General features: G+C 75.0%; 14 protein-coding genes. 8 read left to right on the top strand and 6 right to left on the bottom strand.

All coding sequences use genetic code 11. The annotated features are described in order from the left end of the window. Positions 1–4: 4 nt before the first annotated feature. Positions 5–709, bottom strand: coding sequence for a dienelactone hydrolase family protein (locus AC0GKK_RS04690; RefSeq protein WP_062402440.1), 705 nt, complete (start codon positions 707–709; stop codon positions 5–7). Between the two features lie 120 nt (positions 710–829). On the opposite strand from AC0GKK_RS04690, the gene AC0GKK_RS04685 reads away from it, so the two are divergent. Continuing rightward, complete coding sequence (locus tag AC0GKK_RS04685; RefSeq protein WP_178375161.1) at positions 830–2,194, top strand: FAD-binding oxidoreductase; 1,365 nt, start codon at positions 830–832, stop codon at positions 2,192–2,194. Between the two features lie 38 nt (positions 2,195–2,232). Then, positions 2,233–3,510, top strand: a complete 1,278-nt coding sequence (locus AC0GKK_RS04680; protein WP_178375160.1) for a class I SAM-dependent methyltransferase — start codon at positions 2,233–2,235, stop codon at positions 3,508–3,510. Between the two features lie 10 nt (positions 3,511–3,520). Here the strand turns inward: AC0GKK_RS04680 and AC0GKK_RS04675 are convergent, their stop codons facing one another. Both AC0GKK_RS04675 and AC0GKK_RS04670 read right to left on the bottom strand, forming a co-directional pair. Then, positions 3,521–4,378, bottom strand: coding sequence for a fructosamine kinase family protein (locus tag AC0GKK_RS04675; RefSeq protein WP_357546521.1), 858 nt, complete (start codon positions 4,376–4,378; stop codon positions 3,521–3,523). Next, on the bottom strand, positions 4,375–4,833 hold the full coding sequence (locus AC0GKK_RS04670; RefSeq protein WP_062402446.1) for a low molecular weight protein-tyrosine-phosphatase: 459 nt from the start codon (positions 4,831–4,833) through the stop codon (positions 4,375–4,377). The genes AC0GKK_RS04675 and AC0GKK_RS04670 overlap by 4 nt, the downstream gene beginning before the upstream one ends. Before the next feature lie 107 nt (positions 4,834–4,940). On the opposite strand from AC0GKK_RS04670, the gene cobC reads away from it, so the two are divergent. From cobC to AC0GKK_RS04645, 5 genes are all read left to right on the top strand, one after another. Continuing rightward, positions 4,941–6,032 carry an Rv2231c family histidinol phosphate aminotransferase CobC gene (cobC, locus tag AC0GKK_RS04665; RefSeq protein WP_489883239.1) on the top strand — a complete coding sequence of 364 codons (1,092 nt, stop codon included), beginning with the start codon at positions 4,941–4,943 and terminating at the stop codon, positions 6,030–6,032. A gap of 56 nt (positions 6,033–6,088) precedes the next feature. Beyond that, positions 6,089–7,216: a Nif3-like dinuclear metal center hexameric protein gene (locus tag AC0GKK_RS04660; RefSeq protein ID WP_489883984.1), complete on the top strand. Its 1,128-nt coding sequence runs from the start codon at positions 6,089–6,091 to the stop codon at positions 7,214–7,216. Then, entirely contained in the window at positions 7,213–7,938 is a 726-nt protein-coding gene (locus tag AC0GKK_RS04655) for a zinc ribbon domain-containing protein (protein ID WP_178375155.1), read from the top strand. Before AC0GKK_RS04660 ends, AC0GKK_RS04655 begins: the two co-directional genes overlap by 4 nt. Before the next feature lie 2 nt (positions 7,939–7,940). Next, positions 7,941–9,086: a bifunctional RNase H/acid phosphatase gene (locus AC0GKK_RS04650; RefSeq protein ID WP_202968340.1), complete on the top strand. Its 1,146-nt coding sequence runs from the start codon at positions 7,941–7,943 to the stop codon at positions 9,084–9,086. Between the two features lie 187 nt (positions 9,087–9,273). Beyond that, complete coding sequence (locus AC0GKK_RS04645; RefSeq protein WP_020622575.1) at positions 9,274–9,441, top strand: hypothetical protein; 168 nt, start codon at positions 9,274–9,276, stop codon at positions 9,439–9,441. 70 nt (positions 9,442–9,511) lie between these two features. Here the strand turns inward: AC0GKK_RS04645 and AC0GKK_RS04640 are convergent, their stop codons facing one another. Both AC0GKK_RS04640 and AC0GKK_RS04635 read right to left on the bottom strand, forming a co-directional pair. Further along, positions 9,512–10,774 carry an SLC13 family permease gene (locus tag AC0GKK_RS04640; RefSeq protein ID WP_489883238.1) on the bottom strand — a complete coding sequence of 421 codons (1,263 nt, stop codon included), beginning with the start codon at positions 10,772–10,774 and terminating at the stop codon, positions 9,512–9,514. Beyond that, positions 10,771–11,535, bottom strand: coding sequence for a sulfite exporter TauE/SafE family protein (locus AC0GKK_RS04635; RefSeq protein WP_178375153.1), 765 nt, complete (start codon positions 11,533–11,535; stop codon positions 10,771–10,773). Before AC0GKK_RS04635 ends, AC0GKK_RS04640 begins: the two co-directional genes overlap by 4 nt. A gap of 74 nt (positions 11,536–11,609) precedes the next feature. Here AC0GKK_RS04635 and AC0GKK_RS04630 point away from each other — a divergent pair, with 74 nt between their 5' ends. Next, positions 11,610–13,037, top strand: coding sequence for a protein adenylyltransferase SelO (locus AC0GKK_RS04630; RefSeq protein WP_489883237.1), 1,428 nt, complete (start codon positions 11,610–11,612; stop codon positions 13,035–13,037). Here AC0GKK_RS04630 and AC0GKK_RS04625 read toward each other — a convergent pair. Continuing rightward, a complete protein-coding gene (locus AC0GKK_RS04625) occupies positions 13,015–13,650 on the bottom strand; it encodes a TetR/AcrR family transcriptional regulator (RefSeq protein ID WP_062402463.1) in 636 nt (211 codons plus the stop codon). The two genes, AC0GKK_RS04630 and AC0GKK_RS04625, sit on opposite strands and share 23 nt — an antisense overlap. Positions 13,651–13,708: the final 58 nt, after the last annotated feature.

The raw sequence follows: 13,708 nt of genomic DNA, 5'->3' as shown, positions 1-13,708 counted from the left end.
GCCGCTACTTGACGTGCTCGCGCAGGAACTGCGTCGCGCGGGTCCACGCGATCTCCGCCTGCTCGGCGTCGTAGGTGCCCATGTGGTTCTCGTCGTTGAAGAACGCGTGCCCGGCCGGGTACTGCAGGAACTCCGGGCGGGTGCCGGACTCGGCCTGGATGCGGTCGGCGAGGGACTCCACCGCGTCCGGCGGGGCCATGGTGTCCTCCGACCCGAAGTGGCCCTGGACCGCCGCGGTCAGGTTCGCGAACGACGGGTAGTCCTCCTTGAGCACGCCGTAGAAGGGCACGGCGGCCGCGACCTTGTCGCCCTGCTGCGCGGCGAGGACCAGCACGAAGCCGCCGCCCATGCAGAAGCCGACCGCGCCGACGGCCGAGGAGGTGACGTCGTCGCGCCCGAGCAGGAACTCCACGGCCCCGGCCAGGTCGGTCGCCGCGCCGTTCACGGGCAGCTCGCCCATGAGCTTCCCGGCCTCGTCGGAGTCGTGGGTGGTGCGCCCGCCGTAGAGGTCGGGGGCGAGTGCGACGAAGCCCTCGGCGGCGAACCGGTTCGTGACGTCGACGATGTGGTCGGTCAGGCCCCACCACTCCTGGATGACGATCAGACCGGGTCCGGCCCCGGACTCGGGCAGGGCCAGGTAGCCGTGCGCGGTGTCGCCGCCGGAGGGGAAGGTGACGTTCTGCGCGGGGTTCTCGTTGGTGTGTGCCACGGGCGCGATGACATCACGACGGTGCCGGTACCGCCCGCCGGGAAGATCGTTGCGTCCTGTGACGGAGGACCCTCCGTTAATCATGAGCGTCGCAAACGATATGGGTCTATCGTCACCGCCATGCTCGCCGGGACCGCCACCCGAACCGCGCACGACGCCGCGGTGGAGAACCTGCGCCGGGCGCGCGCCGGAGCCGGCGCCGTCCAGCTGGGGAAGCCGTCGTCGAACCTGTTCCGGTTCGGCGACCGCGACACCGGCGCCGCCGCGCGACGCCTCGACACCTCCGCCCTGGACGGTGTCCTCGGTGTGGACCCGGACCGGCGGACCGCCGAGGTACAGGGGATGGCGACCTACGAGACCATCGTGGACGCCACCCTCGTGCACGGGCTGATGCCGCTGGTCGTCCCGCAGCTCAAGACCATCACCCTCGGTGGAGCGGTCACCGGGCTCGGGGTCGAGTCGACGTCGTTCCGCGACGGGCTGCCGCACGAGTCGGTGCTCGAGATGGACGTGCTCACCCCGGCCGGGGAGCTGCTGCACGTCACCCCCGACGGGGAGCACGCCGACCTGTTCGCGGCGTTCCCCAACTCCTACGGCACGCTCGGCTACGCGGTCCGCCTGGTCGTCGAGCTGGCGCCCGTGAAGCCCTTCGTGAAGCTCACCCACCACCGGTACGCGAGCGCCTCCGCCGCGTCGGCGGCGATCGAGCGGTTCGTGGCGGCGGGCGAGGTGGACTTCCTCGACGGTGTCGTGTTCGGACCCGACGAGCAGTACCTGACCACCGGGGAGTTCGTCGACACTCCGATGCCGGGCGCCCGGATCTCCGACTACACCGGTCAGGAGGTGTTCTACCGGTCGCTGCAGCGCCGCCCGGTCGACCACCTCACCGTGCACGACTACCTCTGGCGCTGGGACACCGACTGGTTCTGGTGCTCGCGTGCGTTCGGCGTGCAGCACCCGGTGGTGCGCCGGTTCTGGCCACGCCGGCTCCGCCGCTCGGACGTCTACCGCCGTCTCGTCGCCCTCGACCAGCGTCACGGCGCGTCGAACCGGGTCCGGGAGGCGCTCGGCGGGACCGCCGAGGAGATGGTCGTGCAGGACGTGGAGATCCCGGTCGAGCGGCTCCCGGAGTTCCTCGAGTTCTTCCACCGGGAGATCCGGATCGAGCCGGTGTGGCTGTGCCCGCTGCAGCTGCGCGGGGAGCGGAGCTGGCCGCTGTACCCGATGGAGCCGGGCCGGCTCTACGTCAACGTCGGCTTCTGGTCCTCGGTGGCGGAGAAGCCGGGGGACCGGTGGGCACACAACCGGCTGATCGAGGAGTGTGTCGCCGACCTGGGCGGGCACAAGTCGCTGTACTCGACCGTGCACTACGGCGAGGACGAGTTCTGGTCGCACTACAACGGTGCGGCCTACCGGGCGGTGAAGCAGCGGTACGACCCGGACGGTCGGTCTCCCGACCTGTTCGCCAAGGTCACCGGCCGCTGACGAGCGCACCGCGGGGATCGACAGGGGAGGGATCGGCGATGACAGGAGTACTGGAAGGGCGGGCCACGACGACCGAGCCGGTGGCGGGGATCCTGTCCCACGTCCTGGGTTCCACGCGTGAGCTGCGGGTGGAGGGGTTCGACGGGTCGCGGTCGGGACCCGACGACGCCCCGGTCACGCTGCGGGTGAACTCGCCCCGGGCGCTGGCCCGGCTGGTGAGCGCCCCGGGCTCGCTCGGGCTGGCCCGGGCGTACGTGACCGAGGAGCTCGACGTGGAGGGGGACCTCTACACCGCGCTGCGCGCGATGTCGGAGGTGACGCTGCACTCGATCCCGCGCCGGGAGCAGCTGTGGCTGGCGCGGCGGCTGCTGCCCTACTGGCGCGAGCACCGGATGCCGCCGCCGGACCTGGAGGCCCGCCCCAAGGGGCTGCTGCACTCCAAGCGGCGTGACTCGCAGGCCATCTCGCACCACTACGACGTGTCCAACCGGTTCTACGAGTTCGTGCTCGGGCCGTCGATGACCTACACCTGCGCGGCCTACCCCGACGCCGACGCGTCGCTGGAGACCGCACAGGCCACCAAGTACGAGCTGGTGGCGACCAAGCTGGACCTCCGGCCCGGGATGCGGCTGCTCGACGTCGGCTGCGGCTGGGGCGGCATGGTCCGCCACGCCGCCCGCGAGCACGGCGTCCGCGCGCTCGGGGTGACCCTGTCGAAGGAGCAGGCCGCCTGGGCGCAGGAGGCGATCGCCCGCGAGGGGCTGTCCGACCTGGCCGAGGTCCGCCACCTCGACTACCGCGACGTCCCCGACGGCGTCTACGACGCGGTGTCCTCCATCGGCCTCACCGAGCACATCGGCAAGGCCAACCTGGACTCCTACTTCGCGTCGATGTACGCCAAGCTCCGGCCCGGTGGACGGATGCTGAACCACTGCATCACCCAGCCGCACCGGCCCGACCACCGTCACACCGACCCGTTCATCCACCGCTACGTGTTCCCCGACGGGGAGCTGGAGCCGGTCGCGGCGCTGGTGGACGCGATGAACGAGGCCGGGTTCGAGATCCGGCACGAGGAGAACCTGCGCGAGCACTACGCCATGACGCTGCGGGACTGGGGCGCGAACCTGGAGCGCAACTGGACCGACGCCGTCGCCGAGGTCGGGGTCGGCCGGGCCCGGGTGTGGCGGCTCTACATGGCCGCGTGCCGGCTGGGCTTCGAGCTGAACAACATCCAGCTCCACCAGGTGCTGGGCGTGAAGCTCGCCGACGGCGGCGCCGCCGGGTTCCCGCTGCGCGGGGAGCACGGGGCGTACTGAGACCGGGGGATCAGCGGAGACGGCGCGCGGCCGCGGCGGCCTGCGCGCCGTACCCGCCCCCGAACAGCACGGCGTGCACCAGCAACGGGAACAGCTGGTGCAGGTCGACCCGCTCGCGCCACCCGTCGGCGAGCGGGGAGTGCTCGTCGTAGGCGGCGAGGACGACGTCGAGGTGCGGCAGCCCGAACAGGTCCAGCATCGCGAGGTCGGACTCGCGGTGCCCGCCGTGCGCGGCCGGGTCGATCAGCCACGCGGCGCCGTCCCCGCCCCCGTCGTCGCGCGGACCCCACAGCACGTTGCCCGACCACAGGTCCCCGTGCAGCCGGGCCGGCGGCTCGTCCGGACCGGCCAGGGCGCCGATCCGTCCGCACACGTCGTCGACGGCGGCGGCACCGGCCGGGTCGAGGGCGCCGCGGTCCCGGGCGGCCCGCAGGTAGGGCAGCACCCGGTCGGCGGCGAACCAGTCGGCCCACGGGCCGTCGTACGGACGGTTCTCCATCCGCGTGTGCCCGATCCACGCCCGCGCCGGCCCGCCGGGCGGCGGGGCACCGAACGCGTCGGCACCGGCGGCGTGCAGCGTCGCCAGCTCCCGGCCGAACCGTTCCGCGGCGGCCGGCGTCGCCCGGCCCGGGGGGACGAGCCCGGTGACCAGGAGCGCGTCGTCGGCGCCCAGCACCCGCGGGACCGGCGGCCCGCCCGGCACCGCGATCCAGCGCAGCCCGGCGGCCTCGGCCGTGGCCGCGCCCGGGTCGCCCGAGGAGTCCTTGACCACGACGACGGTGCCGTCGTCCAGGGTCGCGCGCGGCGGGTGCCCGGCCGGTCCGTCCCGGACGGCGCGGCCGGTCAGCCGGGCGACGCGGTCGGTCATGCGTTCCGGGTGACGAACTCGACCAGGCCCGGCACCGCCGCGACGATCATGGCGTGGACCTCGGCGAACCCGTCCGGGCCGCCGTAGTAGGGGTCGGGCACCTCGGCACCCGCGGGGGCCGCCGGGTCGAACGAGCGCAGCAGCCGGACCCGCTTGGGATCGGGCACCGACTGCTCGAGGGTCCGCAGGTGCCCCATGTCCAGCGCCACCAGCAGGTCCGCGGAGAGGATCTCCGAGTCGACCTGGCGGGCGCTGTGGGCGGTGTCGTAGCCGTGCTCGGCCAGCACCTGGGCGGCGCGGGAGTCCATGGGCTGCCCGATGTGCCAGTGACCGGTCCCGGCGCTGGTCACGCGCACCCGGTCGGCCAGCCCGGCGGCCTCGACCTCGGCGGCCAGGATCTTCTCGGCGATCGGGGACCGGCAGATGTTGCCGGTACAGACGAAGACGACGTTCACTGCGACGTTCCTCCGGGGAGCGGGGGTACCGACGTCGACCCTGACGCCTCGGGTGGGTGGCCGGGCCATTGTCCACCGCGCACCGGCGCGCGCCGTAGGGTGGCCCGATGCCGTTCGATCACCATGCGGCCGGGACGGATCACACGGGCGGGCACGACCTGCGGCACCACGGCGACGCCGAGGCCACCGACGGGCTCGTCGACTTCGCCGTCAACGTGATCGGCGACGGCCCCCCGCCCTGGCTGCGGGACCGGCTCGTCGCGACCCTGGACGGACTCGGCCGCTACCCGCGCGCCGACCACGACGCCCGCGCCCGCGCCACCGTCGCGGCGCGGCACGGCCGCCACGCGGACGAGGTGCTGGTGCTCGCGGGCAGCGCGGAGGGATTCGCGCTGCTCCCGTCGCTGCGCCCCCGGCTCGCTGCCGTCGTGCACCCCGGGTTCACCGAGCCGGAGGCCGCGCTGCGCGGCGGCGGGGTGGACGTGGTGCGGGTGCTGACCGACGGCGCGACCGGGCACGCGCTCGACCCGGCCGCGGTGCCCGAGGAGGCCGACCTCGTCGTCGTCGGGAACCCGACGAACCCCACCGGGGTGCTGCACCCGGCCGCCGCGCTGCGCGCGCTCGCCCGCCCGGGACGGACCGTGCTCGTCGACGAGGCGTTCGCCGACGCCGTCCCCGGCGAGCCGGAGACACTCGCCGGCGACGCCGGCGTGCCCGGCCTGCTGGTGTTCCGCTCGCTGACCAAGACCTGGGCGCTGGCCGGGCTGCGCGCCGGCTACGCGCTCGGCGCCCCCGAGCTGCTGGCCCGGCTCGCCGCGACCCGCCCGCTGTGGCCGGTCTCCACCCCCGCCCTGGAGGCGGTCATCGCCTGCTGCGAGCCCGACGCGGTCTCCGCCGCGGACCGGAAGGCCCGCGAGCTCGCCGCACACCGCGTCTCGATGGCCGCGGCGCTGTCGGGTCTCGACGGCGTCGGCGTGTCGGCGGGGCCCGCCCCGTACCTGCTGCTGCACCTGCCCGACGGCACCGGCGAGGCGGTGCGGCGCATGCTGCGCGAGGCCGGGATCGCGGTGCGCCGCGGCGACACCTTCCCCGGTCTCGGGCCCGACCACCTGCGCGTCGCGGTCCGCCCGCCGGAGACGGTCCGCCGCCTCGTCGAGTCCCTCGACGCCGCACTGCGCCGGCTGGCGGTGTCGGCGTGAGCACGGTGCGCGACGTCGTCGCCGCCCTCGACGCCGCCTACCCGCCCCGACTGGCCATGGACTGGGACGCGGTCGGCCTGGTCTGCGGCGACCCCGACGACACCGTCTCCCGGGTGCTGTTCGCCGTCGACCCCACCCCGGAGACCGTGGACGAGGCGATCTCCTCCGGCGCCCAGCTGCTGGTCACCCACCATCCGCTGCTGCTCCGCGGGGTGCACGGCGTCGGCGCCGACACCCCCAAGGGTGCCCTGCTGCACCGGCTGATCCGGGCCGGGGTCGCGCTGTTCACCGCGCACACCAACGCCGACGTCGCCGACCCGGGCGTCTCCGACGCGCTCGCCGCCGCCCTCGGGCTGACCGTGTCCGGCCCGCTGGAACCGGAGCCCGGCCCGGCCCTGGACAAGATCGTCACCTTCGTCCCGGTCGGCCCGTCGATCGCCGCCGTGCACACCGCCCTGTCCGACGCCGGTGCGGGCGCGATCGGCAACTACTCGCACTGTTCGTTCGCCACCGCCGGGACCGGCCAGTTCCTTCCCCTCGACGGCGCCGCCCCGGTCGTCGGGTCGGTCGGGCGCCTGGAGCGCGTCGCGGAGACCCGGCTGGAGATGGTGCTGCCCCGGTCGCGGCGCCGCGACGTCGTCGCTGCGCTGCGGGCCGCGCACCCCTACGAGGAACCGGCCTTCGACCTGCTGGAGATGGCGCCGCTGCCGTCGTCGCTGGGGCTGGGCCGGGTCGGCGAGCTCACCGCCGCCGAGCCGTTCGCGGCGTTCACCCGCCGGGTCGCCGCGGCGCTGCCCGCGACCGCATGGGGGGTGCGCGGTGCCGGGGACCCGGACCGCCCGATCCGCCGGGTCGCGGTCTGCGGCGGCGCCGGGGACTCGGCCCTGGACTCGGCGGCCCGGGCCGGCGTCGACGCGTTCGTCACCGCCGACCTGCGCCACCATCCCGCGTCCGAGCACGCGCTCGCCGGGACCGGCCCCGGCGGCCCGACCCCCGCGCTGGTCGACGTCGCCCACTGGGCCTCGGAGTGGCCGTGGTGCGGGCAGGCGGCCGGGGTCGTGGCCGAGGCCCTCGCAGGTAGCGTCTCGGTCGCGGTCTCACGGGCCCGTACCGACCCCTGGACCACCGCCGCCCCGAGCAGCGGATCCGACACGACACCAGGACAACCGGAGGCGAGTGCATGAAGGCCGATCCCACCGCGCAGGCGAAGCTGGTGACGCTGGCCGAGGTGGACGCCGAGATCGGCCGGCTCACCCACCGGCGCTCGACGCTGCCCGAGCTCGCGCAGCTGGACGAGGCCGAGCAGCGGGTCCGTGCCGCGCGCGACGCCCTGGTCCGCGCCGAGACCCGCGCCGGTGACCTCGACCGCGACATCGCCCGGCTCGAACGCGACATCGACGGTGTCCGGGCCCGCACCGAGCGCGACCACACCCTGCTCGCCGGCTCGGGCATCTCCGCGAAGCAGGCCACCGAGCTGCAGCACGAGCTCGACACCCTCGCCCGCCGCCAGGGCGTCCTGGAGGACGAGCAGCTGGGGATCATGGAGGAGCGCGAGGCCGTCGGCATCGAGCTCGACCACGCCCGGGGCGAGCTGTCCGAGGCCGAGACCGCGGTCGGCGAGGTGACCGCGAAGCGCGAGTCCGCCGAGGGCGACATCGACGCCACCCGCGCCGGGCGCGACCGCGCCCGCACCGAGGTCGTCGCCGCGCTGCCCGCGGACCTGCTCGCCGACTACGAGCGCATCCGCGCCGGCGGCCGGGTCGCGGCCGGACAGCTGCGCGAGTCCCGTTGCGGCGCGTGCCGGCTCGAGCTCGACCGGACCTTCCTCGGGCAGGTCCGCACGGCGGCCGCCGACGAGGTCGTCCACTGCGAGGAGTGCGGCGCGATCCTGGTGCGTGGCAGGTGAAGCTGGTCGTCGAGGCGGACGGCGGCTCCCGCGGCAACCCCGGGCCCGCCGGCTACGGCGCGGTGGTGCTCGACGCCGGCGCCCGCCAGGTGCTGGGTGAGGTCTACGACGGCCTCGGGTCCACCACCAACAACGTCGCCGAGTACCGCGGCCTGATCGCCGGGCTGCGGGCCGCCCGCGACCTGGGGGCCACCGAGGTCGAGGCCCGGATGGACTCCAAGCTCGTCGTCGAGCAGATGAGCGGGCGCTGGAAGATCAAGCACCCGCCGCTGCAGGAGCTCGCCGACACCGCCCGCGAGCTGGCCGCGGAGTTCGACGCGGTCACCTTCGTGTGGATCCCGCGCAAGGACAACGCCCGCGCCGACGCGCTCGCCAACCGGGCGATGGACGGGGAGTCGAACCCCACCCTGGACCCGTCCGGGGCGGTGGGACCGGCGCCGAAGCCGACCGCGGGCGCGACCGGGTCGACGGACTCCGCGGCCGCCGCGGCCGCGTGGACCGGGCAGACGGGCTCCCCGACGCGGCTGATCCTGCTGCGCCACGGCCAGACCGAGCTGTCGGTCGAGCGCCGCTACTCCGGCCACGGCGACCCCGAGCTGACCGAGCTGGGCCAGAGGCAGGCCGCCGCCGCGGCCCGCGCGCTGGAGACCCGGCTGTCGGGCCAGGGAGTCGAACCGGCCGTGGTGCTGTCCTCGCCGCTGCGCCGGGCCCGCCAGACCGCGGCCGCCGTCGCCGAGACGACCGGGGCGGACCTCGAGGTCCGCGACGGCCTGATCGAGACCGACTTCGGCGGCTGGGAGGGCCTCACCTTCACCGAGGCCCGCGAGCGCGACCCCGAGCTGCACGGCCGCTGGCTCGGATCCGCCGACGTCGAACCGCCGGGCGGCGAGAGCTTCCGCGCGGTGGGGGAGCGGGTCGAGGCCGAGCGTGCCCGGATCGTCGAGGAGTTCGCCGGTCGGACGGTGGTCCTGGTCAGCCACGTCACCCCGATCAAGATGCTGCTGCGCACCGCGCTCGGCGCCGGCGACGAGGTGCTCTACCGCATGCACCTGGACCTGGCCTGCCTCAACATCGCCGACTTCTACCCCGACGGGGGCGCCTCGGTGCGTCTGGTCAACGAGACGTCCTACCTGGACGACCTCCGGTAGCCACCGGCCCGTCACCGCCTGCTGGATCGATACCGTCCTGACCCGTTCGGGCGGTGTCGACTCCGGACAGTTGTCCCCGTTCCTCACCTGAGCGATGCTTCGCGTGCACCGTACGGGGTGGTCAACCTACGGAGCGTGAACGGCAGTCTCGGTGTCGGCGGGGAACAGGGAGACGGTGAGGACAGCGATGTCGCAGATCCACGAGCACGACTACGGCTACGACCTGGCACACGAGATGAAGGTGATCGCGCGGCTGCCCCAGCAGCGGCGCGGCAGCTCACGCCCGATGGGTGTCCCGGCCCGCGAGATGGACCCGGACACCGACCTCGGCCACGACATGGCCCACGAGTTCTGATCCCTGCCCACCGTCCGCGACCGGCCCCGCCCCTTCCGGGCGGGGCCGTCGTGCTGTCCGGGCCGTGCCTCTACCGGGGAAGCACCGCGAGCGCGGCCCAGAGCGCGGTCGTCGCGGCGAGCAGGCCCAGCGGGACGGTGAGCGCCCCCAGCCGCAGGAAGGTGCCGAGCCGCGGCGGGTCGCCGTAGCCGGTGGCGATGCGCCGCCACAGCAGCGTCGCGAGCGACCCGGCGTAGGTCAGGTTCGGCCCGATGTTGACGCCCAGCAGCATCGCCAGCACCAGCCCGGGGTGCGCGGCCGGGCCGAGCGCGGTGAGCAGCACCAGCGTCGCGGGCAGGTTGTTCACCAGGTTCGCCAGCACCGCCGCGACGGCCGCGGTGACCAGCAGCCCGGTCAGGTCCGGGGTGGCGGGCAGCAGCGCACCGATCCAGCCCGACAGCCCCTGGGCACCGAGCCCGGCGACGACCACGCCCAGGGCCAGCACGAACAGGCAGAACCCGGGAGAGGCCGCGGCGACCAGGCGCAGCGGCCCGGTCTCGCGCCGCACCAGCGCCCGCACCGCCAGCACCGCGGCCCCGGCCGCGGCGACCCAGCCCGGTTCGACGCCCAGCGGCGAGGCCACCGCGAACCCGGCCAGGGTCAGCCCGAGCACCACCAGCGCGACGACCGGCGCCGCCGGCGCGGGCGCCGCGGGACCGGCCGGCTCCGGCTCCGGCTCCGGCTCCGCGGCGAGGTCGCGCCGGAACACCCACCGCAGCACCAGGTACTCGACGACGATCACCGCCAGCCACGGCCCGACCATCAGCCCCGCGAAGGTCAGGAACCCCACCCCCGACGCCGAGAACGCCAGCAGGTTCGTCAGGTTCGACACCGGCAGCAGCCCGGACGCCGAGTTCGACAGGTGGGCGCAGGCGAACGAGTGCGGCCGCGACGCCACCCCCAGCCGGGCCGCCGTCGCCAGCACCACCGGGGTCAGCAGGACCACCGTGGCGTCCAGGCTCAGCACCGCGGTCGTCCCGGCCGCCGCGGCGAAGACGGCGACCAGCAGCCGTCGCGGGGACCCGGCCGACGCCGTCGCCAGCCGCGCGCCCAGCCAGCGGAACACGCCCTCGGCGTCGGCGAGGTGCCCGAGCAGCAGGATCGCGGCGAGGAACCCGACGGTCGGGGCGAGCTCGCCGATCTCGGTCCACCCCCCGGCCGGGGTCACCAGCCCGGCGACGACGGCGACCAGTGCCGCCGGTACCGCGACCACGGCCTCGGGCAGCCCGAACGGGCGCAGCGTCGCGGCGGCCAGGACCGCGGCCAGCAGGGCGACCGCCAGCAGGAGGCTCACGTGAACAGCAGCGCGACGCCGACGGCCAGGCCCAGCAGGACCACCGCCCAGCGCAGCAGGGCCTCCGGCATCCGCCGCGCGACCAGGGCGCCGACGTAGCCGCCGACCAGCGTGGTCGGGGCGAGCAGCGCGACGGCGAGCCAGTCGACCGGGGCGCCGAGGGCGAACACGACGACCGTCACCGTCGCGACGACCAGCGACAGCACGCCCTTGAGCGCGTTGAGCCTGCGCAGCTCGTCGTGGGCGAACAGCGACAGTGTCGAGATCAGCACCACGCCCAGGGCGCCGCCGAAGTAGCCGCCGTAGACCGCGGCGAGGAACACCGCGACCAGCAGCGCCGGGGTGCGGTCCCGCCCCCGGGCGGCCGGGTCGCCGATCCGGCGTTTGAGCCACGGCCCGACCGCCATCGTGAGGCTGGCCAGGATCACCAGGACGGGCACGACGGCGTCGAACACGCTGCTGGGCAGCACCAGCAGCAGGGTGCAGCCCACTCCGCTGCCCAGAGCCGCGGCGACCGCGGTGACCGCGATCCGCCTGCCCTGTCCGGGCAGCTCGCGGCGGGCCCCGAGCACCAGCCCGGCGTAGCCGGGCCACTGGGCGACCGAGTTGGTGACGTTCGCCGCCAGCGGCGGGAACCCCACCCCGAGCAGCGCCGGGAACACCAGCAGCGACCCGCCGCCCGCGACGGCGTTCACCGCACCCGCGAGCAGCCCGGCCACCAGCAGGAACACCAGCGCCCACGGCTGGGAGAGGTCGATCACCACCGGACGGTATCCCGGTGCAACGCCGCGGTCCTCCCCGGCAGCCGACCGTGCGGGTCCGTAGCCTGGAACCCATGACCGCTGCCACCGAGATCGCGTTCGAGAACACCTTCGTCCGCGACCTGGACGGGCTCTACCTGCCCTGGCAGGCCGCCCCGGCGCCGGACGCGCGGCTGGTGCTGCTCAACGAGTCCCTGGCCGGTGAGCTGGGCCTCGACCCGGCGCAGCTGCGCACGCCCGAGGGTGTCGCGCTGCTCACCGGCACGACCGTGCCCGACTCGGCGACGACCGTCGCGCAGGCGTATGCCGGGCACCAGTTCGGCAACTACTCGCCACGGCTCGGCGACGGCCGTGCGCTGCTGGTCGGCGAGCTGGTCACCCCCGACGGCGCCCGCCGCGACCTGCATCTCAAGGGGTCCGGACGCACCCCGTTCGCCCGCGGCGGCGACGGGAGGGCCCCGCTCGGGCCGATGCTGCGCGAGTACGTGATCTCCGAGGCGATGCATGCGCTGGGGGTACCCTCCACACGGTCGCTGGCCGTCGTCGCCACCGGCGAGCCCGTGCTGCGCGACCGCGGCCCGGAGCCGGGCGCCGTGCTCGCCCGCACCGCGGCCAGCCACCTGCGGGTGGGGACCTTCCAGTTCGCGGCCGCCACGGGCGAGGTCGACGTGCTGCGCCGGCTCGCGGAGTACGCGATCGCGCGGCACCACCCGCAGGCGTCGTCCCCGCTGGAGTTCTACCGCGCGGTGATCGCCGTCCAGGCCGGGCTCGTCGCGCGCTGGATGCAGATCGGGTTCGTGCACGGCGTCATGAACACCGACAACATGACGATCTCCGGCGAGACGATCGACTACGGCCCGTGCGCCTTCCTCGACGCCCACGACCCGGCGACCTGGTACTCCTCGATCGACTCCGGTGGCCGCTACGCCTACGGCAACCAGCCCGGCATCGCCCAGTGGAACCTCGCGCGGCTCGGCGAGTCGCTGCTGGGGCTGTTCGCCGACTCCCAGGAGGAGGCGGTGCGCCTCGCGACCGAGGAGCTGGCGGGCTTCGCCGACGCCTACCTCGCCGCCCGGGACCGCGGCTACCTCGCCAAGATCGGCGTCGGGACCCCGGAGCTGCTCGCCGACCTGTTCGCGGTGATCGAGGACCAGAAGCCCGACCACACCCTGTTCTTCCGACGGCTGTCCGAGGCCGCCCGGGGCGACGCCGGGCCGGTCCGCGCCCTGCTCTCCGACCCGGCCGCCCTGGACCCGTGGCTGGAGTCCTGGCGGGCCGCCGGTCCGGACGCCGACGCGATGGACCGGGTCAACCCGGTCTACGTGCCGCGCAACCACCTGGTCGAGGAGGCGCTGGGCGCCGCCGTCGAGGGGGACCTGGAGCCGGTGCAGTGGCTGCTGCAGGTCCTCGCGGACCCGTTCACCGAGCGCGAGGGTTACGAGCGCTACGCCCAGCCAGCGGGGCCGGACGCGCCGCCGTTCACGACGTTCTGCGGGACGTGAGCAGGGAGCACTGCGCGACCGTGACCAGCCACTCCCGGTAGCGCTCGACCGGCCAGCCACGCAGCACGACCAGGCGCCGGTAGGACGTGCCGTCGTTCAGTGTCCAGGCCAGGTCCGCGACCGGGCCGGGGTCGAGGTCCGGGTCCAGCGTCGCCAGGTGGGCGGCGAACGCCCGGGCCCCGGCGAGACGCTCGGTCTCGGCACGGTCACGCAGGGCGGCGACGTCGGCGTCGACGTCCGCGGCCGCGTCGACCACCGCGGCCAGCGGCGCGGCGCGGCCCTGGACCTCGACGACCATGTCCACCCAGGCGGCGACCGCGCCGGCCGGGTCGGTGCGGGCCAGGATCCGCGCGACGGCGGGCCGCTCGGCCATCGGGACCGGCTCGTCGTCGCCGACGAGGGTGTGGTCCCACGCCAGCGACAGCAGCGCCGGCTTGCCCCCGGCGGCGTTGACGACGGTCCGGCGGCTGACCCCGGCGGCCGCGGCGACGGCGTCGAGGGTGGTGGCGGTCCATCCGTCGCGGACGAACAGCTCCGCCGCCGTCGCGACGACGGTCCGCCGGGTCGCGCGCGCCCGCTCGTCGCGCGTCGTGGAGCGGTAGGCCCGCGTCACTGGACATCACCCTCAATTCGGTGCACTCTGAGTGCAGTCAATGTAGCCGGGAGGTCGT

The sequence above is a fragment of the Pseudonocardia sp. P-1 genome, assembly GCF_058111925.1.
The sequence above is the reverse complement of the archived record's forward strand: the minus strand, read 5'-3'. Positions and strand labels throughout refer to the sequence as shown.